The sequence below is a fragment of the Virgibacillus xinjiangensis genome (assembly GCF_042643145.1).
Classification (GTDB): domain Bacteria; phylum Bacillota; class Bacilli; order Bacillales; family Amphibacillaceae; genus Virgibacillus_O; species Virgibacillus_O xinjiangensis.
Genome location: NZ_JBHRSA010000049.1, coordinates 19,961 through 42,912 on the forward strand (window position 1 = coordinate 19,961; position 22,952 = coordinate 42,912).

General features: G+C 45.2%; 23 protein-coding genes and 1 tRNA gene. 21 read left to right on the plus strand and 3 right to left on the minus strand.

Annotated elements, in window-relative coordinates; translation table 11 throughout:
* Nucleotides 1-43 precede the first annotated feature (43 nt).
* The 18 genes from uvrB to ACFOGI_RS13820 all read left to right on the plus strand — a co-directional run bounded on the left by uvrB (nucleotide 44) and on the right by ACFOGI_RS13820 (nucleotide 18,472).
* Nucleotides 44-2,026 carry an excinuclease ABC subunit UvrB gene (gene uvrB, locus ACFOGI_RS13735; RefSeq protein WP_390273701.1) on the plus strand — a complete coding sequence of 661 codons (1,983 nt, stop codon included), beginning with the start codon at nucleotides 44-46 and terminating at the stop codon, nucleotides 2,024-2,026.
* Between the two features lie 24 nt (nucleotides 2,027-2,050).
* Nucleotides 2,051-4,930 carry an excinuclease ABC subunit UvrA gene (uvrA, locus tag ACFOGI_RS13740; protein WP_390273704.1) on the plus strand — a complete coding sequence of 960 codons (2,880 nt, stop codon included), beginning with the start codon at nucleotides 2,051-2,053 and terminating at the stop codon, nucleotides 4,928-4,930.
* A gap of 122 nt (nucleotides 4,931-5,052) precedes the next feature.
* Nucleotides 5,053-5,406, plus strand: coding sequence for a YojF family protein (locus tag ACFOGI_RS13745; RefSeq protein WP_390273707.1), 354 nt, complete (start codon nucleotides 5,053-5,055; stop codon nucleotides 5,404-5,406).
* Between the two features lie 65 nt (nucleotides 5,407-5,471).
* Nucleotides 5,472-6,128, plus strand: coding sequence for a bacillithiol biosynthesis deacetylase BshB2 (bshB2, locus tag ACFOGI_RS13750; protein WP_390273709.1), 657 nt, complete (start codon nucleotides 5,472-5,474; stop codon nucleotides 6,126-6,128).
* Between the two features lie 172 nt (nucleotides 6,129-6,300).
* The gene (locus ACFOGI_RS13755; RefSeq protein ID WP_390273711.1) at nucleotides 6,301-6,495 is read left to right on the plus strand and encodes a PspC domain-containing protein; all 195 of its coding nucleotides are present in this window, start codon (nucleotides 6,301-6,303) and stop codon (nucleotides 6,493-6,495) included.
* On the plus strand, nucleotides 6,495-6,851 hold the full coding sequence (locus tag ACFOGI_RS13760; protein WP_390273713.1) for a phage holin family protein: 357 nt from the start codon (nucleotides 6,495-6,497) through the stop codon (nucleotides 6,849-6,851). The genes ACFOGI_RS13755 and ACFOGI_RS13760 overlap by 1 nt, the downstream gene beginning before the upstream one ends.
* Nucleotides 6,852-7,001: 150 nt before the next feature.
* Nucleotides 7,002-7,934, plus strand: coding sequence for an HPr(Ser) kinase/phosphatase (hprK, locus tag ACFOGI_RS13765; RefSeq protein ID WP_390273716.1), 933 nt, complete (start codon nucleotides 7,002-7,004; stop codon nucleotides 7,932-7,934).
* 12 nt (nucleotides 7,935-7,946) lie between these two features.
* Entirely contained in the window at nucleotides 7,947-8,819 is an 873-nt protein-coding gene (lgt, locus tag ACFOGI_RS13770; RefSeq protein WP_390273718.1) for a prolipoprotein diacylglyceryl transferase, read from the plus strand.
* Nucleotides 8,820-8,840: 21 nt separating this feature from the next.
* Nucleotides 8,841-9,800 (plus strand): nucleoside recognition domain-containing protein, encoded by a 960-nt coding sequence (locus ACFOGI_RS13775; protein WP_390273721.1) that lies wholly within the window; start codon nucleotides 8,841-8,843, stop codon nucleotides 9,798-9,800.
* Nucleotides 9,775-10,413: a pyrophosphatase PpaX gene (ppaX, locus tag ACFOGI_RS13780; RefSeq protein ID WP_390273723.1), complete on the plus strand. Its 639-nt coding sequence runs from the start codon at nucleotides 9,775-9,777 to the stop codon at nucleotides 10,411-10,413. Before ACFOGI_RS13775 ends, ppaX begins: the two co-directional genes overlap by 26 nt.
* A gap of 1 nt (nucleotide 10,414) precedes the next feature.
* Nucleotides 10,415-10,939: an acyltransferase gene (locus ACFOGI_RS13785; RefSeq protein WP_390273725.1), complete on the plus strand. Its 525-nt coding sequence runs from the start codon at nucleotides 10,415-10,417 to the stop codon at nucleotides 10,937-10,939.
* 137 nt (nucleotides 10,940-11,076) lie between these two features.
* On the plus strand, nucleotides 11,077-12,750 hold the full coding sequence (locus ACFOGI_RS13790) for a glycerol-3-phosphate dehydrogenase/oxidase (protein ID WP_390273727.1): 1,674 nt from the start codon (nucleotides 11,077-11,079) through the stop codon (nucleotides 12,748-12,750).
* Nucleotides 12,751-12,813: 63 nt separating this feature from the next.
* The gene (locus tag ACFOGI_RS13795; protein ID WP_390273729.1) at nucleotides 12,814-13,812 is read left to right on the plus strand and encodes a tetratricopeptide repeat protein; all 999 of its coding nucleotides are present in this window, start codon (nucleotides 12,814-12,816) and stop codon (nucleotides 13,810-13,812) included.
* Between the two features lie 85 nt (nucleotides 13,813-13,897).
* Nucleotides 13,898-14,848: a thioredoxin-disulfide reductase gene (gene trxB / locus ACFOGI_RS13800; protein ID WP_390273732.1), complete on the plus strand. Its 951-nt coding sequence runs from the start codon at nucleotides 13,898-13,900 to the stop codon at nucleotides 14,846-14,848.
* Nucleotides 14,849-15,208: 360 nt separating this feature from the next.
* Complete coding sequence (gene rapZ, locus ACFOGI_RS13805) at nucleotides 15,209-16,093, plus strand: RNase adapter RapZ (protein WP_390273734.1); 885 nt, start codon at nucleotides 15,209-15,211, stop codon at nucleotides 16,091-16,093.
* Between the two features lies 1 nt (nucleotide 16,094).
* On the plus strand, nucleotides 16,095-17,060 hold the full coding sequence (locus ACFOGI_RS13810; protein ID WP_390273737.1) for a gluconeogenesis factor YvcK family protein: 966 nt from the start codon (nucleotides 16,095-16,097) through the stop codon (nucleotides 17,058-17,060).
* Between the two features lie 49 nt (nucleotides 17,061-17,109).
* Entirely contained in the window at nucleotides 17,110-18,060 is a 951-nt protein-coding gene (gene whiA, locus ACFOGI_RS13815; RefSeq protein ID WP_390273739.1) for a DNA-binding protein WhiA, read from the plus strand.
* Nucleotides 18,061-18,220: 160 nt separating this feature from the next.
* A complete protein-coding gene (locus ACFOGI_RS13820; protein ID WP_390273993.1) occupies nucleotides 18,221-18,472 on the plus strand; it encodes an HPr family phosphocarrier protein in 252 nt (83 codons plus the stop codon).
* Between the two features lie 279 nt (nucleotides 18,473-18,751).
* Here ACFOGI_RS13820 and clpP read toward each other — a convergent pair whose 3' ends face one another.
* On the minus strand, nucleotides 18,752-19,339 hold the full coding sequence (clpP, locus tag ACFOGI_RS13825) for an ATP-dependent Clp endopeptidase proteolytic subunit ClpP (protein ID WP_390273741.1): 588 nt from the start codon (nucleotides 19,337-19,339) through the stop codon (nucleotides 18,752-18,754).
* A 216-nt stretch (nucleotides 19,340-19,555) separates the two neighbouring features.
* Between clpP and ACFOGI_RS13830 the strand changes: the two genes are divergently transcribed.
* Together ACFOGI_RS13830 and ACFOGI_RS13835 are read left to right on the plus strand one after the other, a co-directional pair.
* Nucleotides 19,556-19,631, plus strand: a tRNA-Arg gene (locus ACFOGI_RS13830).
* Nucleotides 19,632-19,712: 81 nt separating this feature from the next.
* Nucleotides 19,713-20,507, plus strand: a complete 795-nt coding sequence (locus ACFOGI_RS13835) for an ABC transporter ATP-binding protein (RefSeq protein ID WP_390273744.1) — start codon at nucleotides 19,713-19,715, stop codon at nucleotides 20,505-20,507.
* A gap of 142 nt (nucleotides 20,508-20,649) precedes the next feature.
* Here the strand turns inward: ACFOGI_RS13835 and ACFOGI_RS13840 are convergent, their stop codons facing one another.
* Nucleotides 20,650-21,183 (minus strand): shikimate kinase, encoded by a 534-nt coding sequence (locus tag ACFOGI_RS13840; protein ID WP_390273746.1) that lies wholly within the window; start codon nucleotides 21,181-21,183, stop codon nucleotides 20,650-20,652.
* Between the two features lie 125 nt (nucleotides 21,184-21,308).
* Between ACFOGI_RS13840 and aroD the strand changes: the two genes are divergently transcribed.
* On the plus strand, nucleotides 21,309-22,076 hold the full coding sequence (gene aroD, locus ACFOGI_RS13845; protein ID WP_390273749.1) for a type I 3-dehydroquinate dehydratase: 768 nt from the start codon (nucleotides 21,309-21,311) through the stop codon (nucleotides 22,074-22,076).
* Between the two features lie 65 nt (nucleotides 22,077-22,141).
* Here the strand turns inward: aroD and ACFOGI_RS13850 are convergent, their stop codons facing one another.
* Nucleotides 22,142-22,888: a FixH family protein gene (locus ACFOGI_RS13850; protein WP_390273751.1), complete on the minus strand. Its 747-nt coding sequence runs from the start codon at nucleotides 22,886-22,888 to the stop codon at nucleotides 22,142-22,144.
* Nucleotides 22,889-22,952: the final 64 nt, after the last annotated feature.

Below are 22,952 nucleotides of genomic sequence, written 5' to 3' on the forward strand. Positions count from 1 at the left end.
ATCTATGATAAACTAGTGTTAGCAAAAGAACGGAGGCTTACAAGTGAAAGAAAATAAATTTGAGCTTGTTTCCAAATATGAACCATCAGGGGATCAGCCTAATGCCATCCGGGAAATCACCGAACGGGTGCTTGCAGGGCAGCGGCATCAGACACTTCTTGGGGCCACTGGTACCGGGAAGACCTTTACGATGTCGAATGTGGTAAAAGAGATCAACCGTCCGACCTTGGTGATCGCCCATAATAAAACACTTGCCGGACAGTTGTACAGTGAGTTCAAAGAGTTCTTCCCGAATAATGCGGTGGAATATTTCGTCAGCTATTATGATTATTATCAGCCGGAAGCTTATGTTCCTTCCACTGATACATTCATCGAAAAAGATGCCAGCATCAATGATGAAATTGACAAGCTGAGGCACTCCGCTACTTCTGCCTTGTTTGAACGGAATGATGTCCTGATTGTTGCCAGTGTATCGTGCATTTACGGTTTGGGTTCTCCTGAAGAATATGGGAGCCAAGTGCTTTCTTTACGAATGGGGATGGAAAAGGACAGGGACCAGCTATTAAGAGATCTGGTAGACATCCAGTATGCCCGCAACGATATCGATTTCAAACGCGGTACCTTCCGTGTGCGGGGGGATTCGGTAGAAATCATTCCCGCTTCCCGTGAAGAGCATTGTGTCCGTATAGAATTCTTTGGAGATGAAATCGACCGGATCCGTGAAGTCGATGCACTGACAGGAGAAATTATCGGTGACAGGGAACATATCGCCATTTTCCCGGCATCCCACTTCGTCACCCGTGAAGAAAAAATGAAACTGGCCATTGCCAACATAGAAAAAGAACTGGAAGAAAGACTCGAAGAATTGCGCAGCAATGATAAACTGCTGGAGGCGCAACGGTTGGAGCAGCGTACGAATTATGATTTGGAAATGATGAATGAGATGGGATTCTGCTCGGGAATCGAAAACTATTCCCGCCATTTGACACTGCGGGAAGCAGGTGCGACTCCTTATACGCTGCTGGATTATTTCCCGGAAGACTCGTTGACGATCATCGATGAGTCGCATGTTACCCTTCCACAGATTCGGGGAATGTATAACGGAGACCAGGCAAGAAAACAAGTTCTAGTTGATCATGGATTCCGACTGCCTTCAGCGCTTGATAACCGTCCGCTGAAATTCGAAGAGTTCGAGAAGTCTACCAACCAGTTGGTGTATGTATCAGCTACTCCGGGGCCATATGAAATGGAGCATTCACCGGATATGACGGAACAAATCATTCGTCCGACCGGGCTATTGGATCCGAAAGTGGAAGTGCGCCCGATCGAAGGTCAGATAGATAATCTGATTGAAGAAATCAATACACGGACAGAGCGGAATGAACGTGTACTGGTGACGACTCTGACGAAGAAGATGTCGGAAGATCTCACAGATTACCTGAAAGAAATCGGTATAAAAGTAGCATATCTCCATTCGGAAGTGAAAACACTGGAACGGATCGAACTGATACGCGACCTGAGAGTCGGAAAATATGATGTTCTGATAGGAATCAACCTGCTGAGGGAAGGTCTGGATATACCAGAAGTTTCTCTGGTCACCATCCTGGATGCCGATAAGGAAGGTTTCCTGCGTTCAGAGCGATCGCTTATCCAGACAATGGGTCGTGCCGCCCGTAATGAAAAGGGGCAGGTCATCATGTATGCCGATAAAATCACCCAGTCTATGGAGGCAGCGATCGATGAAACAAACAGACGTAGACAGATCCAGATGGAATATAATGAGAAGCATGGTATTACGCCTACGACCATCAAAAAGGATGTCAGGGATGTCATCCGTGCAACAGTAGCTGCAGAAGAGCAGGAAGAATATAAAGAAAAACCGAGCTTGACCAAGTTGTCTGCCAAAGAGAAGACGAAAGTGATCGAAAAGATGGAGAAAGAGATGAAAGAAGCTGCGAAGTCACTGGACTTTGAAAAAGCGGCAGAGCTGCGGGATATCATCCTGGAGCTTAAATCAGGAGCCTAACACTAAAGCTAAGAAGGTGAACACATGCCTAGTAAATCACTGCAAATTCAAGGAGCCAGAGCACATAATCTAAAAAACGTCGATGTGACCATTCCAAAGAATCAATTGGTAGTTCTCACCGGGTTGTCCGGTTCGGGGAAATCTTCCCTGGCATTCGATACCATCTACGCTGAAGGGCAGCGGCGGTATGTGGAGTCCCTATCCGCCTATGCCCGCCAGTTTTTGGGGCAGATGGATAAACCGGATGTCGACTCGATAGAGGGGCTGTCGCCGGCCATTTCCATTGACCAGAAGACAACAAGCAATAACCCACGTTCCACTGTCGGGACGGTCACCGAGATCTATGACTATCTGCGGCTGCTGTATGCCAGGATTGGCCGTCCTACATGTCCAAAGCATGGTATCGAGATAACTTCACAGACGGTGCAACAGATGGTTGACCGTATCCTCGAGTATCCGGAACGCACGAAGATGCAGGTTCTAGCCCCTGTCATCTCCGGACGGAAAGGAGAACATATCAAGGTTCTCGAAAACCTTCGAAAGGAAGGTTATGTTCGTGTCAGGGTGGATAAGGAAATGCGGGATTTGTCCGAGGATATCCAGCTTGAGAAAAACAAAAAGCATTCCATAGAAGCAGTAATCGACAGAATCGTTGTAAAAGAAGGCATCTCTGGTCGTCTGAGTGATTCCATCGAAACAGCCTTATCCCTTGGAGAGGGAAAAATTATTGTGGATGTCATTGGGGAAGAAGAATTGAAGTTCAATGAGAACCATGCTTGTCCAATTTGTGGTTTCTCCATCGGTGAATTGGAGCCGCGTCTCTTTTCCTTCAACAGCCCATTTGGAGCTTGTCCGACGTGTGACGGGCTTGGCACCAAGCTGGAAGTGGATCCGGACTTGGTTGTGCCTGATTGGGGGAAAAGCTTGAATGAGCATGCCATCGCGGCCTGGGAGCCGATAAGTTCACAGTATTACCCACAATTGTTGAAAGCTGTCTGCACGCATTACAGTATTGATATGGACACACCGGTAAAAGATCTTCCGAAAGAACAAATGGATATCATCCTTTATGGGAGCGGCAAGGAAAAAGTCCATTTCCACTATGTGAACGACTTTGGGAATGTGCGGGACAATATGATTTACTTTGAAGGTGTGCTCCGCAATATCGGCAGACGCTACAGGGAAACGTCTTCTGATTTTATCCGGGAAACCTTGGAGAAATATATGATGCAGAAACACTGTGCAACTTGCAAAGGCCATCGTTTAAAGGAAGAAGCTTTGGCTGTATTGATCAATGGGCTGCATATAAGTGAGGTCACCAATTACTCCATAGTAGAAGCGATCGACTATTTTTCCGGATTGCAGTTGACGGACAAAGAGGAACAAATAGCCAAGCTCATCCTGAAAGAAATCAATAATAGGCTGGAATTCCTCAACAATGTTGGACTTGATTATCTGACACTATCCCGAGCTGCAGGAACATTGTCAGGCGGGGAAGCCCAGCGGATCCGTCTTGCCACTCAAATCGGTTCTGCATTGGCAGGTGTCCTCTATGTACTGGATGAACCGTCCATCGGATTGCATCAACGCGATAACAACCGTTTAATTGCAACGTTGAAGCGGATGCGGGACCTGGACAATACGTTGATTGTGGTTGAACACGATGAAGACACAATGGCTGCTGCAGACTGGCTGATTGATATCGGTCCTGGAGCAGGAGAACATGGCGGTCGAGTGGTGGCGAGCGGAACACCGGAAGAGGTCATGAACAATGAACATTCACTGACAGGAAAATACCTATCCGGGGAGAAGTTTATCCCGCTTCCGTCGAAAAGAAGGAAACCAGATAAACGGAAAATCGAGATTACCGGTGCGGCCGAAAACAACCTGAAAAATGTAACGGCAAAGTTTCCTCTTGGTCTAATGACTGTGGTCACTGGGGTTTCCGGTTCAGGGAAAAGTACGTTGATTAATGAAATATTGTATAAAAACCTGTCCAAGGAGCTTCACAGAGCGAAGGTCAAACCTGGTAAGCATAAGAAAGTCAAAGGAATCGACCAGTTAGATAAAGTGATCGATATCGACCAGTCGCCGATCGGAAGAACGCCTCGCTCCAATCCGGCAACATATACAGGTGTTTTCGATGACATCCGCGATGTGTTTGCCCAGACCAATGAAGCCAAAGTGCGAGGATATAAGAAGGGACGGTTCAGCTTTAATGTGAAAGGGGGCCGTTGCGAAGCATGCCGTGGAGACGGGATCATCAAGATTGAAATGCATTTCCTGCCAGATGTATATGTGCCTTGTGAAGTGTGTGATGGGAAACGGTACAACCGGGAGACACTGGAGGTGAAATACAAAGGGAAGAGTATTGCGGACGTTCTAGAGATGCGGGTAGAAGAAGCCCTGGACTTTTTCGCTCCTATCCCTAAGATCAAAAGGAAGCTCCAGACGATTTATGATGTGGGTCTCGGTTATGTGAAACTCGGGCAGCCTGCTACTACACTTTCCGGTGGGGAAGCGCAGCGCGTGAAACTTGCCAGTGAACTTCATAAGCGTTCAAATGGAAAGTCCTTCTACATTCTTGATGAGCCGACAACTGGTTTGCATGTGGACGATATCAAACGTCTATTGTCGGTTCTGCAGAGAATTGTGGAAAATGGTGACACCGTTTTGATCATTGAGCATAACCTTGATGTAATCAAAACGGCAGACCACATTATAGACCTTGGACCAGAAGGTGGTGACCGGGGTGGACAGATTATTGCTACCGGCACCCCGGAAAAAATTGCTGAAGAAGCAGCATCTTATACCGGCCAGTATCTGAAACCTGTTTTGGAGAGGGACAGAGCACGGATGGCGCAGGCTTTAGAACGGAAAGAAAAAGTGAATACCGGTAAGTAGTCCAAAAGGCAGCAGGTCCCTGTACTTGCTGCCTAGCCTGTTGCAGCGGACTGAATTTTTGACGCTGATGCTGCCTTTCGATAAAGTTATAAGAAGAAACTGCAGGGATGGGGGGTAGAAAAATGAAGCCGATAGAATTGGAAAAAGTGCAGGAAACCCTGAATCAGTTTATAGACAAGCAGGTGTATGTTCATCTGGAAACAACCAATGGCGCTTACGCAAGTCATTTTAATGATAAGGCTTATAATGTAGGTGCATATGTGAGGAATGCCCAGGTTTCCTTCCATCAGGCAAAGATAGTTGGAAACGGAAATACGTACCGAGTCGGCTTGAAGCTCGAGATTGGCTGGATTTATGCAGAGGGGCTGACCGACTGGACCATTCAGGAAGAAAATCAATTGCTGATGGCCGGGCACGACCGGGAAGGCCGTTTAATGGTATCATTACAAATAAGTGAAACACCGTTCAGGTATTGAATTTGCTGATGAAACGGGATGATAGATTAGGAAGAGCCATTTAAAAGAAAATTGGGGTGAGTAATATGGAAAAACATGTAGTTGTCGTCTATCCGCATCCCGATGATGAATCGTTCGGTGCTGCTGGTACGATCACGCAATTCCGGGAACAAGGTGTACCTGTAACCTACCTGTGCGGGACGCTTGGAGAGATGGGACGAAACATGGGCAATCCGACGTTCGCCAATAGGGAAACACTGCCGGATATCCGTAAGAAAGAACTGAAGGATGCTTGTGAAGTTCTCGACATGGAACTGAGGATGCTCGGATACAGGGATAAAACGCTGGAGTTTGAGGATCGGAGTGCAGTGGCAGAACATTTAAAGGGGATCCTAGATGAAATTGAACCAAGTCTGGTTATCACCCATTATCCAGAACACGCAGTTCATCCGGACCATAATGCGTTGGGTGCGGCTGCTATCGAAGCTGTTCGTCGTATGGCTCCGGAGAAACGGCCGACCGTATGGGCACAGGCCATCACCAATAATTACTTAGAAGAGCTGGGAAACCCGGAAGTCATAAATGACGTCAGTGACCAATTCGACACGAAGATGAAGGCTGTATTTGCGCATGATTCCCAAGCAGCCCCTATGCTTGGCGGCGGGTATGACCAGAAAGAAGTCATGGAGTATGCCCGGAACATGTTCAGCAAGGAAGCATTCTTTATTTGGAATTATGAATAGCTAACGAAGTCCTTCCTGTAACAACACTTGCAGGAAGGTCTTATTTTATGAAATAAGAGGCATATGATAAACAAGAGATAAGCGGGTGAAACCAATGCATCGTTGCCCCGTATATAAAAAGTGGTGTTGGCTTTAATAACCAAAATGGGGAAAAGTACCGAGGAGGTATCATATGAAAAAACTGTACCGTTCTGAATCCAACCGGATGTTTGCCGGGGTACTGGGCGGTCTTGCCGAGTATTTCCATATGGATGCGACCATACTCCGACTTTTATTTGCTGTATTGTTGATTACCAGTGTGTTCACTTTTGGGCTGGTATATTTAGTTGCCGTCTTCATCATTCCGAATGAGAGGGATGTCTACTGATGTTGTTGAGAGGAATCGTTTCCATCTTGTTGAACGCGATTGTACTGATTGTAGTCGCGCAGCTGTTTGAGTCGTTTCGATTGGATGGCTTCGGAACGGCATTATTGGCCAGCTTCCTATTGGCCATATTGAATTTGATCATCAAGCCTATTTTGATTATCCTCACTCTTCCGATCACTATGGTCACCATGGGGCTGTTCTTGTTTGTCATCAATGCAGTCACCCTCATGATTACTCAAAGCTTGATCGGTCCTGCGTTTGTGATCGAAGGATTTGGCATGGCGGTCATTGCAGCCATCGTCATCTCCATTTTGAATATATTGCTGAACAGCCTCATCAGGGATTCGGTGAGATAACGCAGGAACTTCTCCTGCGTTTTTTCGTTTACTCAAAGATAGGAATGCGAGCAATTCGGGCAGTGACTCCGGTTGAAGGTCACTAGTTTTTTTCTAAAATAAATATGCTACAATAAAAGACAGTCAGATTGCCTTGAAGGAGGGAACAGCATGTCGATTGTGCGAACAAAGGATCTATTGGCTAATTTCAATCTTAAACTTGTCGCGGGTGAAGACGGGATACATAGGGAAATCATCACAAGTGACTTGTCACGGCCTGGAATAGAGATGACCGGTTATTTTCAGTTTTATCCGAAGGAACGCCTTCAGTTGATTGGTAAAACAGAAATGGCCTATTTCCTTGAATTGACGGAATCCCAGCAACGGGACCGGATGGACCAGCTGTGTACGGATATTACACCAGGTATCGTTATTTCCAGAGGAATGGAAATCCCACAGACCATGATTGATGCCGCAAATAAAGGCGGGGTGCCCATTCTCCATTCCCCTAGAAAGACGACACGGGTAATCAGCAGACTTACCAATTACTTGGAGTCGAAGTTTGCTCCGTTCACAGCTATCCACGGGGTATTGGTTGATATCAATGGTGTTGGTGTCCTGATCACCGGACAGAGTGGAGTAGGTAAAAGCGAAACTGCTTTGGAGTTGGTGAAAAGAGGGCATCGTCTGGTTGCCGATGATAGTGTAGAAATCAGACAGGAAGACTATGATACATTGATTGGAAACTCCCCTGCTTTGATTGAACACTTGCTGGAAATCAGAGGGCTGGGAATCATCAATGTGATGACCCTGTTTGGCGCTGGTTCCATCAGGAATTATAAAAAAATCTCTTTGATTGTCAACCTCGAAAATTGGGACGAGAAGAAACAGTATGACCGGCTCGGTCTAGATGAAGACACCATGAAAATCATGGATGTCCATCTACCGAAAGTAACCATTCCGGTCAGACCTGGCAGAAACCTTGCTGTAATTATTGAGGTGGCTGCGATGAACTTCCGTCTGAAAAATATGGGAATCAATACAGCGCAGGAATTCTCCGAGCGTCTGACAACAATGATTGACCATGAAAAAAAAGAAGAGTAGGAGTGGGTAGATTTGTTGGCCAGTGCACAACCGCTTGATCCGGTATTTCTGGAGCTTGGTCCGCTGACCATCTATTGGTATGGCGTGATTATTGCTACCGGTGCATTCCTGGGTATATATCTGGCTTCTAAAGAGTCAGATCGATTGGGACTTGAAAAGGATATACTGATTGATTTCATCTTTTTTGCCATACCGATTGCTATTATCTCTGCACGGATCTATTATGTTATATTCGAGTGGGAAAACTATGCCGGCGGGCCATGGTGGGGTGTCTTTGCCATTTGGGAAGGCGGCATTGCCATCCATGGAGCGATTATCGGCGGCGTGTTGACTGCTGTTGTATTCACACGTAAACGGAATATCTCTTTTTGGCAGTTGGCAGATATCATAGCGCCAAGTCTCATTCTGGGACAGGCCATCGGCCGATGGGGAAATTTCATGAATCAGGAGGCCCACGGCGGGCCGGTTTCAGATGCTGCTTATAATGATTACCTGCAATATTTGCCGGATTTCATTCTAAATCAGATGACCATTGGTGGGACTTTGTATCATCCGACTTTTTTATATGAATCTCTATGGAATATCCTGGTCTTTATCCTGCTAATCTTGATGCGGAAATATAATCCAATCCGTGGAGAAATATTTCTTACATATGCTATCAGTTATTCGGTCGGTCGCTTCTTTGTGGAAGGACTTCGAACAGACAGTCTGTATTTCGGGGATATTCGACAGGCTCAATTGATTTCCATATTGACAATTGTTGTAGCGGCTGCCCTGATAATTTATAGGAGGATGCAAGGTGGGCAAGTCCGTTATGAGGATGTGACGGCCAGAAAGAAAGGCAAGAACAATTCAAAAGGCAAAAAAACACAGAAGAGAAAATAAATCGAATACGGGGGGATATAGATGGGAGGAATACTTGGACGGGGATTACAGCAGGGATTGAAGACAACTTGGACATTGGGCAAGATCATCTTTCCCATCACATTGATTGTAACCGTCTTACAGTACACCCCTGTCCTGCCATGGGTGATAGAAAAATTGTCGCCCTTGATGGGATTGTTGGGGCTTTCTGGAGAGGCGGCAGTACCCTTGGTTCTAGGGAATGCACTGAATCTTTATGCTGGTATTGCAGCTATTGTCTCCTTTGATTTCAGCGTGAAAGAGGTATTCATTCTGGCGGTCATGCTGTCTTTTTCACATAATCTGTTTATCGAATCAGCTGTTGCTACGAAGGTAGGCGTGAATTTGTGGGTGATCTTGATCACCCGGATTTCTCTCGCTTTGATTTCCGCTGTTTTGATCAACCTGTTGTGGAAAGGGGGAGCAGAGCAGGCACAATACGGAATGATTCAGGCTTCAGAGGCAACTGTGAGCGGCTGGGGGCAAATCACCCTGCAGGGGTTGAGTACTGCATTAATGGCTGTCGTACAGCTTGCACTCATTGTTATCCCCTTGATGGTTGTTATGCAGTTTTTACGTGAGAAAGGGTGGCTGGATATCTTTTCAGCTAAAATCGCCCCCTCCTTGAAACTACTTGGAATGGAGAAAAATACTTCCATGACGATGGTAGCTGGTCTGACCATCGGTCTCGCTTATGGAGCAGGATTGATGATCCAGGCTGTCAAGGAAGACGGGGTATCCAAAAAAGACATGTATTTAGCGATGATTTTTCTGGTAGCTTGTCATGCGGTAGTAGAAGATACCCTAGTCTTCATCCCGCTTGGAATTCCAGTATGGCCATTACTAATCATCCGACTCGTTACGGCAATCGTTCTGACTATGACGATCAGCTATATATGGAAACGGGCAGAATTTCAAAAAGGAAGGAAAACAGAACATGAGCATTCATACCATACTCTTTGATCTCGACGGCACGTTGATCGACACCAATGAACTGATTATCGCTTCGTTCCACCATACTTTCTCCGAGTTCAATCATTCGTTTACAAAAGAACAAATCATGGAGTTCAATGGTCCACCACTGATGGATACATTCATGCATATAAATCCGGCAAAGGCAGAGCAGATGGTAGCTGCATACCGTGTCCATAACCATGCGAATCATGATAATTTCGTCCGTGCGTTTCCTCACGTAAAGGAAACGATACACCGTCTGAAAGAGGAACATATAAAATTGGGCATTGTCTCCACTAAAATGAGAGATGGGGTGGAAATGGGACTCCTTGCTACCGGTCTGGATAACTGTTTTGAAGCTATTGTGACGTATGATGATGTAGAGAACCCCAAACCTCACGCTGAACCTGTTCTCAGAGGCATGGAAAAGCTCGGCGGCCATCCGGATACAACCCTCATGGTAGGTGATAATTACCATGATATCGAAGCAGGCAATAATGCGGGAGTACAGACCGCAGGAGTAGCCTGGGCCCACAAGGGGAAGGAAAGGCTCTTATCATATGGTCCGACTTATATGCTCGAGGACATGCGGGATCTGTTGAAAATAATCGGAGTGAATTGATATGCGGCGTACAGACCGATACTTTGTAAAAGGAAGCAACTCACTATGGCAGATTTATAAAACGGTGTCCTTCTGGAAAATGGTAAAAAACTTTCTCGTGATCCAGACAGCAAGGTATACACCGTTTCTGGGGGTAAAAAACTGGCTCTATCGCAACTTTTTGAAGATGCGGGTCGGGAAGCGGACAGCATTTGCTTTGATGGTGATGCCGGATGTCATGTTCCCGGAAAAAATCCATATTGGAGAAAATACTGTGATTGGTTACAATACCACTATTCTGGCTCATGAATATTTAATTGAAGAATACAGGATCGGAGATGTCATGATTGGCGACAAGGTGCTGATCGGTGCGAATACTACCATCCTCCCTGGAGTGACCATCGGTAATGGAGCAATCATCTCTGCAGGCAGCCTGGTTCATAAGGATGTACCTGAAGGTGTCTTTGCTGGAGGAAACCCGATGAAAATCATCTATACAAAAGAGCAGATGGAAAACAGAATGAAAAACTTACCGTTAGATGAGTAAGGAACAGCCAACCGTAAGGCGGACAGATGCAGAAATCTCCGCTTTACGGTTTGTTTTTTCTGCTTGTCGGAAAAGTATATTAGTTTTTATCTATTAGGGTAAATATATAATAGGATGATGGATAAGGAGTGTCGATTATGTCCAATTTATCAAGTTTAAAGCGAGAAGCAGCATTCCAGCGCCTGGAGGAAGACAAGCTGGATGTACTGGTTGTCGGTGGTGGTATAACAGGAGCGGGGGTCGCTTTAGATGCAGTCACGCGTGGTATGCGGACAGCCGTAGTGGAAATGCAGGATTTTGCAGCAGGCACCTCCAGCCGATCGACAAAACTGGTTCATGGAGGACTTAGATATTTAAAGCAGTTTGAAATAAAAATGGTCTCAGATACGGGGAGCGAAAGACAAGTGGTCTATGAAAATGGTCCGCATGTAACAACACCGGAATGGATGATGCTTCCTTTCCATAAGGGAGGCACATTCGGTCCACTGACCACGAATATTGGCCTCCGTATCTATGATTTTCTAGCCGGGGTGAAGAGAACGGAGCGGAGAACGATGTTCAAACCCGAAGAAGCGCTGGAAAAGGAACCGCTGATAAAAAGAGAAGGCCTGCGGGGAGCTGGCTTCTATGTGGAATATAAAACAGATGATGCCCGTTTAACGATAGAGGTTGTTAAAAAGGCGGTTCAAAAAGGAGCCAATGCGTTGAATTATGCAGAAGTGGTTCGTTTCCTCTATGATGAGTCCTCCAAAATATCCGGAGCAAAGGTGAGGGATAAAATTTCCGGGCATACGTATGACGTATATGCCAAAAAGGTCATTAATGCTGCAGGACCGTGGGTGGACAGTTTGAGGGAAATGGATGGATCAAATCAGGGTAAACATCTTCTCCTTTCCAAAGGGGTCCATCTTGTTTTCCCTAAGGAGATATTTCCCCTACAGCAGGCTGTTTACTTTGATGCACCGGATGGGCGAATGATATTCGCGATTCCAAGGGAGAATAAAACATATGTAGGTACCACAGATACTGCTTATACTGGCAGCAAACAGCACCCCGTCATGACGGAAGGGGACCGGGAGTATCTCCTCGAGGCCATCCATTATATGTTTCCATCCTTGAATATTCAAGCAGACCATGTGGAATCAAGCTGGGCCGGTATTCGCCCACTGATCGCAGAGGAAGGAAAAGATGACCCTGGTGAAATTTCAAGGAAGGATGAAGTCTTCATTTCTGATTCCGGACTCATCTCTATTGCGGGAGGAAAGTTGACGGGGTATCGAAAAATGGCCCAGGAAGTAGTGGACACTGTGGTCCAGCTGTTGAAGGAAGAGGAAGGTATCCTTTATTCGCATTCGGAGACAGCACATCTTCCGATAGCCGGTGGAGAAGTAGGCGGCTCCACTGGGTTTGAAGATTTCAAAGTGCGCAAAACGGCAGAAGGAAAAGCCATCGGGCTGGATGAATCGACTGCCCTGAAGCTTGTGAAGACCTACGGAGCCAATGTAGATATCATTTTCAACTTATATTTGGAAAAGAAGGAAGAAGCAGAAACTGTCGGAATGGATGCTGTAGTATTGGCAGAACTGCTATATGCCATGGAGTATGAAGGTGCTTATAAACCTGCGGATTTCTTTGTCCGAAGAACTGGAGCCCTGTTCTTTGAAATCAATTGGGTGAAGGCCCATAAAAACTCTGTTCTCCGCTATATGGCAAAAACTCTCCAATGGAGCGGTATGCAGAAAGGAGCATATGAACAGGAACTGGAACAATTGCTTCAGGATGCTGTCACAGCCGTGAAAGAGGATATATAATTCCCCTATCAAATATGATATACTCTGTACGTATGTGTAATGAATATTAGGGGGACACCACCTATGCAGCATGTTGAAAAGAAACGTGAAGGGGAAAATAAAATCATCCCTTTCATTCCGGAAGGTGATTTTTATTTCACTAAAGGCGTGGAAGCATTTCAAAAAAGGAAATTTGATATAGCAGAGAAATGGCTGAAAAAAGCCATGGAAGCAAAGCCATTCGAGCCATTGTATGCATGCCAGTTATCCGTGGTCTATACAGAAACAGGCAATTATCATAAGGCCAATCAATTACTGACCAATGTGCTTCAGGTCAGCGAATATATCGATTGTTATTATCTGATCGCAAACAATTATGCCCATCTCGGGTTGCTGAATGATGCTCGGAAGCATGCCAATATCTATCTGGAGAAAGAGCCGGAAGGAGACTTCAGCGAGGAGGCGAAATCGCTGCTCGAGATGATTGACATTGATGAAGATGATACGGATGACGATAATTGGGATCTGGAAGAAGAGGATGATCTTCTTATCTACCAAGAGACTATCTTCTATCACATGGAAAATAGGGAATGGGAGCAGGCACTGCCTCTCATTGAGGATATGATGTTGATATTCCCCGAACACAAAACGGCTATCCATGACCACGCCCATGCACTCTTCTTTACCGGGGAGGAAGAACGGGCGGTTGAGATCGAGCAACAGACTATCTTGGATGATCCGAACAATTTATACAGCCATACGAACCTTGCTTTGTTTTATCATCAACTCGAACGGGAAGAAGATTCCCGCCATCATATAAATGTGTTGCTTAATGTGTATCCAATCCATCAACAGCAGAAGCTGAGGATTGCAGTTACTTTGGCGAGAACTGGTTATTATAAAGAGGCGTATCAGCGTTTCCGTCCATTGGTGAAGAATCAAATGAAGAGCCATCTGTCTTATTTCCATTGGTACAGTGTCGCAGCCTACCGTGTTGGTGAGCCTGCAAAAGCTTTGTCCCTCTGGGAGGAAGGGTGCAAAAGGCATCCGAAGCTTTCCAAGGAAGAAGGCCCCTGGAAATAAAGATAAGCAGATTGATGGACGAAACCCATTATTTTTAATACGCTATAGTTGCTTTATGAATTATGAATAGGAAAGGGCGATTGCTATGTCCGACGAACGTATATATGACGTAATTATTGCAGGAGCTGGACCAGCCGGCATGACCGCTGCGGTTTATGCATCACGTGCCAACTTGGATACACTTATGATTGAACGCGGGATCCCTGGAGGTCAAATGGCAAATACGGAAGAAGTAGAGAATTATCCTGGATTTGATCATATCCTTGGACCTGATCTGTCTAATAAGATGTTCGAGCACGCAAAAAAGTTCGGTGCAGAGTATGCGTACGGTGATATTAAAGAGGTTACAGATGAAGGAGAATATAAGACGGTAATTGCAGGGAATAAGGAATACAAGACCCGTTCCTTCATAATAACAACGGGCGCCCAGTATAAAAAACTAGGTATCCCCGGAGAAGAAGAACTTGGCGGACGCGGGGTTTCTTACTGTGCTGTCTGTGATGGGGCCTTTTTCAAAGGAAAGAATCTAGTGGTCATAGGCGGAGGAGATTCGGCTGTGGAAGAAGGTATCTATCTGACCCGTTTTGCTGAAAAGGTTACGATCATTCACCGCCGTGATGAACTGCGTGCCCAAAAGATCTTGCAAAATCGTGCCTTCGACAACGATAAAATCGATTTCATCTGGGATACGGTGGTCAATGAGATTAATGGGCCTGAAGGCAAAGTCAGCAGTGTGTCGTTGGAGAATGTGAAAACTGGTGAAACCCGTGATTTCGATGCAGATGGAGTTTTTGTGTACATCGGTATGGTCCCATTAAGCGAGCCATTCCAGTCTCTAGGGATCACCAATGGAGAAGGCTATATCCCTACCGATGAAAACATGGCAACAAATATCCCGGGTGTGTTTGCAGCTGGTGATATTCGGGAGAAGGATCTTCGACAAATCGTGACAGCGACAGGGGATGGCAGTATTGCAGCAGAGGCAGCCATTAAATATGTCGAAGACCTGCACGAGGCAATCAAAGCGGGAAACTAGAAACGTAAAGGGAAAATTTACAAAAAGTAATACCCTTATAACATTCCCGTAATACGCATGAAACATTGGTTAGTTACAATAGAAGTAACTAATTGACCCCCTTTTAATAGATAGATTAGTTTATTGGCGCAGGTGCTCGACACCTGTGCATTTTTTTTGGTATCCAAGAAAAGGCTGTCCGATGATGTCGAATAGAGAACAGGAAATAATATTCCCTTGTTGCTTTGTTTTTGTTCATTGTATAATAGAGGATAGTGCGACAGTCAAAGAATAACTCAGCCAAAGTGCTGCATAAATATAAGTAGGAAGATGAGTTACGTGCCTGCCTGGCGATACGGTTTTTTTAAAGGGGAGAGACAGATGGAAAACGGGGAAACAGAAACTAAACTAGTCATCATCACTGGGATGTCCGGAGCCGGCAAAACCGTTGCCGTCCAAAGTTTTGAGGACCTTGGATATTATTGTGTGGATAATCTGCCGCCGACATTGCTGCCAAAGTTCCTCGATTTAATGAGGGACTCCACGAATAATATCCGTAAAGTAGCGATTGTGATGGATTTGCGCGGCAGGGAGTTTTTCGACTCGCTTGTAGAAGCATTGGATACACTGGGAAAAGAGGACTGGCTGGAAGAACATATCCTGTTTTTAGATGCCAAAGATGAGCAACTGGTTACCAGATACAAAGAAACAAGGCGATCACACCCTCTGGCCGTCGAGGGTCTGCCTCTTGATGGGATCAGGAAGGAGAGGGAGATACTCGATGAATTGAGAGGACGTTCCAACCGCATCATCGATACGACGAAACTGAAGCCTAAGGAGCTCAGGGAAAAAATCGTGAAAGTATATGCGGAAGAAAAGCAGACAGTGTTCTCGATTCAGATGATGTCCTTCGGTTTCAAATACGGACTGCCTATAGACGCTGACCTTGTGTTTGATGTCCGATTCCTTCCAAACCCGCATTATGTATCCCACTTGCAGCCAATGACTGGCTTGAATAAGGAAGTGTCTTCCTATGTATTCAAATGGGGAGATACCCAGGAGTTCACATCGAAGATCCTCGATCTGCTTCAATTTATGCTTCCACAGTATAAAAAAGAAGGAAAGTCTCAATTAGTGGTGGCCATTGGCTGTACTGGCGGCCAACATCGCTCTGTGGCGCTTGCGGAATACTTTGCCAAAGAGTTGTCGCCAGATTATATTGCCCATGTAACACATAGGGATATTGATAAAAGAAAGGGACATTGATATGACGGAAGAAAATAATCCCAGGGTCGTAGTCATTGGCGGCGGGACAGGTATGCCGGTTCTGCTGAGAGGTTTAAAAAATCTACCTATACAGCTGACCGCTATTGTCACGGTGGCGGATGACGGAGGCAGTACCGGCAGGCTGAGAAGTGAAATGGATATCCCCGCTCCTGGGGATATCCGTAATGTAATAGCTGCTCTATCTGATGCGGAACCGATGCTGGTGGACCTATTCCAGCATCGGTTTGCGGTGGGTAATGGTCTTTCCGGCCACTCCATGGGGAATCTCCTTCTTGCAGCAATGACCTCCATTACTGGGAATTTCAACAATGGAATCAAGGAGATTTCCCGCGTACTGAATGTGAAAGGGAAGATATATCCGATTTCCAATGACAGTATGTCCCTGCACGCTGAAATGGAAGATGGCAGTATCGTTTCCGGTGAATCCAATATACCATTGTCCAATAAACGGATTAAAAAGGTGTTTCTCCAGCCGCAGCCGGTCAAACCATTGCCGAACGCCATCCGTGCTGTCAAGAATGCTGATCTGATCGTGATTGCTCCCGGAAGCTTGTATACGAGTATTCTTCCGACATTGATCATGCCTGAGATTGACCAGGCCATCCGTATGAGCAGAGGAGAGGTTGTATATGTGTGCAATGTCATGACCCAGGCGGGTGAAACAACGGGCTATACTGCTTCAGAGCATGTAGAGGCAATCACCAGCCACATAGGACAAGGAACAGTGGATTCCATTGTGGTCCATAATGAACCTATCCGGAAAAATGTAAGGGCCGTCTATGAAGAGGAGAATGCGGAGCCCGTTTTATATGATACCGACCGTCTACGGGAGATGGGCCTCAAGGTCATTGAAGGGGACATCATTGACCATTCGAAGTCGACGATCAGGCACGATACCGAGAAAGTTTCCAACTTATTGTATTCCGCTATAAAAAGAAGAAAGTGATGGACTGCTGCAGGAATGAGGCTTCACTTAAAGGGAAGGGGGGAGACAGATGTCTTTTGCTTCAGAAATCAAGAAAGAACTGACGGGCATGGAAGTAGAGGAATGCTGCATCCAGTCCGAACTTGCAGCTTTGATACGCATGAATGGCGCCCTGTCCGTCTCCCGGCAGGATTTTGTTTTGGATGTCCAAACGGAAAATGCTGCCATTGCAAGGAGAATTTATACATTAATCAAATCGATATATTCTTTTCCAGTGGAACTGCTGGTCCGCAAAAAAATGAAGTTGAAAAAAAATAATGTCTATATTGTACGCATGAAGGAAGATGTAAAAAGAATGTTGACGGACCTTGGAATTTTCGAAGAACCGTACAGGCTGATTCGGACCATTTCAGATAAATTTCTAAAGAAGCCATGCTGCAGAAAATCTTATTTGCGCGGGGCTTTCCTAGCCGGTGGTTCGATCAACAACCCGGAAACATCGTCCTATCATCTCGAAATCTTTAATTTCCACCAAGAACATAATGATGCTTTGTGTGAACTGTTGAATGATTTCAATTTAAACGGACGGAAACTGGAGCGCAAAAACGGATACATCGTCTATATGAAAGAAGCAGAAAAGATTACTGCTTTTCTGAGTGTGATAGGGGCGCATAATGCCTTGTTCAAATTTGAGGATGTCCGGATTGTGAGAGACATGAGGAACTCGGTGAACCGTCTGGTCAATTGCGAAACAGCGAATCTTAATAAGACTATTGGTGCAGCTTTTAGACAAATAGAAAATATCAAGTTGATTGAGCGGACTGTCGGGCTGGATCAGCTTCCTGAAAAACTGCAGGAAATCGCAAGACTCCGCGTAGAGCACGAGGATGTAACGTTGAAAGAACTGGGCGAGTTGATGTCAACTGGAAGAATATCAAAATCAGGTGTGAACCATCGACTGAAGAAGATTGATGAGTTTGCCGAAAAAATAAAGCGGGGAGAGGCGCCTGCAACGAAATAATTCATTTCATCGATTGTTCATGATATAATACAGATAAATAAAAATATCAAATCAATTTTTCGCATGCCATAAACAATCGGCAGTTCCGGCTTTGGGGCAGGAGCTGTCGATTAACTACAATATGGCTTGGTAGCGCTTACGAGTAGAGAGGATGAGGAATTTGGTTGAGAAATCCGTCAAAGTGGAATTGGAATCTGGATTGCAGGCACGTCCTGCAGCACAATTTGTGCAGGAGGCCAATCGGTATTCAGCAAATTTGTTTCTGGAAAAAGGCGGAAAAAAAGTTAATGCCAAGAGTATCATGGGATTAATGAGTTTAGCAGTAACAAGTGGGGAAGAAATAAAAATCATTGCAGAAGGTGCAGATGAAGCAGATGCAATGGAGCATTTGATTTCCTTTGTTTCAAATTGAACCGGCATCAAGCCGAAGATAACCATATATCACAAAGCGGATAAAATGAGAAGGCTTTATCAATGAAGCTGTAACCAACGATCATCCACGAAGAGAATGAAACTTCTTCGTGGATTTTTTCCTTAATGGATGGCTTTACAACTTTCTCACCAGTTGATGGAGGAACATGGATATGATTACATTTTTTGATTTTCATATTCCCATCATCTCTATATCGTTGTCCATAAAAAAAAACGTCCCATCAATCTTTGTAGATTGATGGGACGGCCGTGTCTCCAATTATTTCTCATTACGTTCCAGAATTTTATCAATCAGGCCGTATTCTACGGATTTCTGGGCACTCATGAAGTTATCACGCTCTGTATCACGTTCGATGACCTCGAGCGGTTGACCAGTACGCTCGGAAAGAATTTCGTTCATTTTCCGCTTCATTTCAATAATGCGGCGGGCATGGATCTCGATGTCAGTAGCTTGACCCTGCGTTCCGCCAAGCGGCTGGTGAATCATTACTTCACTGTTAGGGAGAGCATAGCGTTTGCCCTTTTCCCCTGCCGCGAGCAAGAAGGCACCCATGGATGCAGCCATACCTGTACAGATGGTGGATACATCCGGCTTGATGAACTGCATGGTATCAAAGATAGCCATTCCTGCAGTAATGGACCCACCTGGGGAGTTGATGTATAAGGAAATGTCTTTCTCTGGATCCTCTGCTTCCAGGAATAATAACTGTGCAACAATCGTATTAGCCACATTGTCATCGATTCCGCTTCCCAGCATAACAATGCGGTCTTTCAGCAGGCGAGAGTAAATGTCGTAGGCACGTTCTCCGCGGTTGGTCTGTTCAATTACAGTCGGTATTAAGTTCATAAGTAAAATCCTCCCTTTTTCAATAACGTTCTTTCTACATCATAACTAAATGGTCAATAAAGGTCAAACGATAACGTTCGAGATGAAGATAAATCTTTTAACCATCATTCCCAGTCATCAGAAAAATAAACCTGCATGATTTTAAAAGAGGGGTTGTCAAATAGCTGAGAGGGCGTTATAATGTTATATGTGTTAAAAAACGATTAACAATTCTATGCGCCCGTAGCTCAGTAGGATAGAGCGTTGGTTTCCGGTACCAAGTCAGTCGGGGGTTCGAATCCCTCCGGGCGCGTCAACTGAGATGAAGCAAGAAATGCAGAATACTGTATTTCTTGCTTTTTTCTATATCTGAAATAGGAAGGTAGGGGAAAACATGTCGATTGATGTCGCATTGTCCAATGTATCGTGGAAGAGGGAAGGGAAGATGATCCTATCAGAAATAGATTGGGAGGTAAAAAGCGGGGAGCACTGGGCTGTTCTGGGGCTGAATGGGTCCGGAAAGACGACTCTGCTCAATATGATCAATGGCTATATATGGCCTACCAATGGCACGGTTCAAGTCCTCGGGAATTTATTTGGCAAAACGGATATAAGGGAACTGAGAAAATCTATCGGCTGGGTAAGTTCTTCTCTTCAAGAACGCATCAGGGGAACAGAGCTTGGAGTAAATGTCGTGTTGAGTGGGAAGTATGCTTCCATCGGACTTTATGAGCATCCAGGCGATGAAGAGTATCATAAGGCATACCAATTGATGGAACAGCTGGATTGTGCCGAATTGGCTGAAAACCCCTATCAATCATGTTCACAAGGAGAGAAACAAAAACTTCTGATTGCGAGAGGTTTAATGGGGGATCCTAAACTGTTGATATTGGATGAACCGACAACTGGTCTGGATTTCTTGGCAAGGGAAGATTTACTGGAGTCGGTCAGCCGTATGGCATCCGAAAAGGGTGCTCCCACCATTATTTTTGTCACCCATCATACAGAAGAGATTCTTCCTGTTTTCTCTCATACACTGCTGCTTAGGGGTGGAAAAGTGTTTGATCAAGGGCAAACGGAACGGGTTCTTACCAGTGGAAACCTTTCAGCTTTTCTGCACGAAGAGGTAGAAGTGGAGTGGCAACGTAACAGGCCGTGGATGCTATTGAAAGAAAAGGTAAAAGAGTAGGCAATAACTATCCAGTTAACGTAGAGAGCATGCAATGAAGCCCGGGAAAAGATAAAAACTCTTTCCGGGCTAATACATGTAATAGGTGTTGTATGGTTTAAACAATCTTTTCATTAAATGAATGTTGCTGTCTGCTTCTTTATCAGTGCTCCTGTTGTTGCAGTTCTGTGAAGATGTGCTGTGCAGTTTGCTCAGGTGTGAGGTTATCGGTATTCACTTTTAAATGGTGAGAGCGGTAGACCTGTTGACGTTGCTCGAACAATTCTTGGATCTCCTTGATGGATTTCCCTTGCAGTACGGGACGGGTATCGATTAATACGCTGAGTCTGTCCTGCCAATAAGGCCAGGAAATTTCCAAGAAGATGACAATACTGTTCGACATGCAAACTTCTTTAAGTTCCTCCTGTAGGAATGCTCCTCCACCGACCGAGATGATGTTTCCTGGCTGTCGGGCATACGCTGTAATGACTTCTTTTTCTTTTTTGCGGAAAGCTCTTTCCCCGTGAGTCTGGAAGATCTCTGTCGCAGGCATGCCGAAAGCCTTCTCTATTTCCTCGTCTGTATCGATAAATGGTCTTCCATATTGTTTTGCCAACTCCATTCCGACAGTAGTTTTCCCTGCTCCCATGAAACCGATAAGAACTATACTTTTTTGTGTGATCGTTTCTTTTTTCATGCCAATGCTCCCCCTGAAAATATGTAATTAGCATCAGTATAAGATAAATAGTCCTGATTGCACAGAGGAAAAAATGTTAGAGTTCAAGTATAATATTCATTAATTTCAGTAATGGGGGGAAACGAATGAGCGTTGTAAAAATACGAAATCTAACCATAGGTGAAGGAAGTCCCAAGGTGATTGTTCCCCTGATGGGAAAAACAAGTGAAGAGCTAGTAGAGGAAGTCCAAGTGGTTAAGGAGCTGAACCCCGACATGGTGGAATGGCGGGCAGATGTCTATGAACGGCTGGAATATATGGAGGAAGTCGGCAGGACTGCTGATGAACTGCGTATGGCATTGGGAGAGGTTCCTTTGTTGTTCACCTTCCGTACCCATAAAGAGGGAGGCAGCAGGGAATGGTCCGAGACTGAATACTTTGAGCTGTTATCCAGGATGGTTGATAGTTGCAGAGTAGACATGATCGATGTAGAATATTATTCCGATGAGCAACAGGTCAAGAATATCATCCAGCAGGCAGGTGAGAAGGGGGTGCGTGTGATTCTTTCTAACCATGATTTTGGAGGGACCCCAACTATGGAAGAAATTGTCCAAAGGCTGAAAGGAATGCAAGAGATGGGGGCTGACATTGCAAAAATTGCTGTGATGCCTCGTAGTATGGATGACCTTTTCACCCTCTTGCATGCAACCAACCGGATGAAGGAAAACTATGCAAACAGGCCGCTGATTACGATGGCCATGGGCAAATTGGGCTTGATTAGCAGGCTTGCTGGAGAGGTATTCGGTTCTGCAGCCACTTTTGGAGCCGGAAAAGAGGCATCCGCTCCCGGCCAGATAGCTGTCGATGATTTAAAAGATGTATTGACTGTAATACATAAATATCAATACCGATAGTTTCTGAGAGTATGGAACGAGGCCAGCATTCCGTAGAATGCTGGCCTCTATTCCGTACATCTGCATTATTCAATAGATAGTTCAAATTCCTGATGTTCATGCAGACCGCTCTCATTCTCCACATGGACGTTTATAGTATATGTTCCACTCCCAGGAAAGGAGTGGGAAGCTTGATATTCACCAGCTGACAACTCTTCTGCCTCTGCCCATTGATGGTTGGCGTCATCTTCTCCCGCTTTCCATATTTCGTATCTGAGTTGAGCAGCTTCCAAAGCAGCTCCATCCATCTCAAGTTGTGTTACCAGTTCTGTCTCATCGTTGGAAAGAGGTTGGTCAGGCTCCTTGAAATGGATGGAGAGACCATCTGGCTGTTTTTCATGTTCTTTACTGTCTTCTTCAGGTAAAGCGCCATCCCCGACTTGAATAGAAGCCAGTGGCATGGTATGTAGCCCCTCTGCCGTCACATGAGAATAAATTTCGTACATGCCTTCTTCTTCAAATGATATACTCGCCTTATATTCTCCCTCGCCCTTATACTCTGGTATAACCTCTTTACTGCTTTCTTCATTCTCACTCTTCCAGTACTCGAAGGCCACTTCTGCATCTTCTACTGTTTCCCCACCATAGGTTACTTCGGCAGTCAGCTCCACAGATTCACCTACACCTGTTTGATCAGGTACCCGAAAATCCACTTTTAGTTCAGGAAGGTCTTCAGCAGCATTTTCCGTATCTTCCTCTGATGTATTGCAGGCAGAAAGGAAGGCAAAAGCAAGAATAAGTGTGATAAAGGCGTTCCATCTACTGTTAATCATTCTGTTCCTCCATTCTATCGTCTATAGCAATTACAGTATAACATGTGGGTTTTGAAGCATGGTG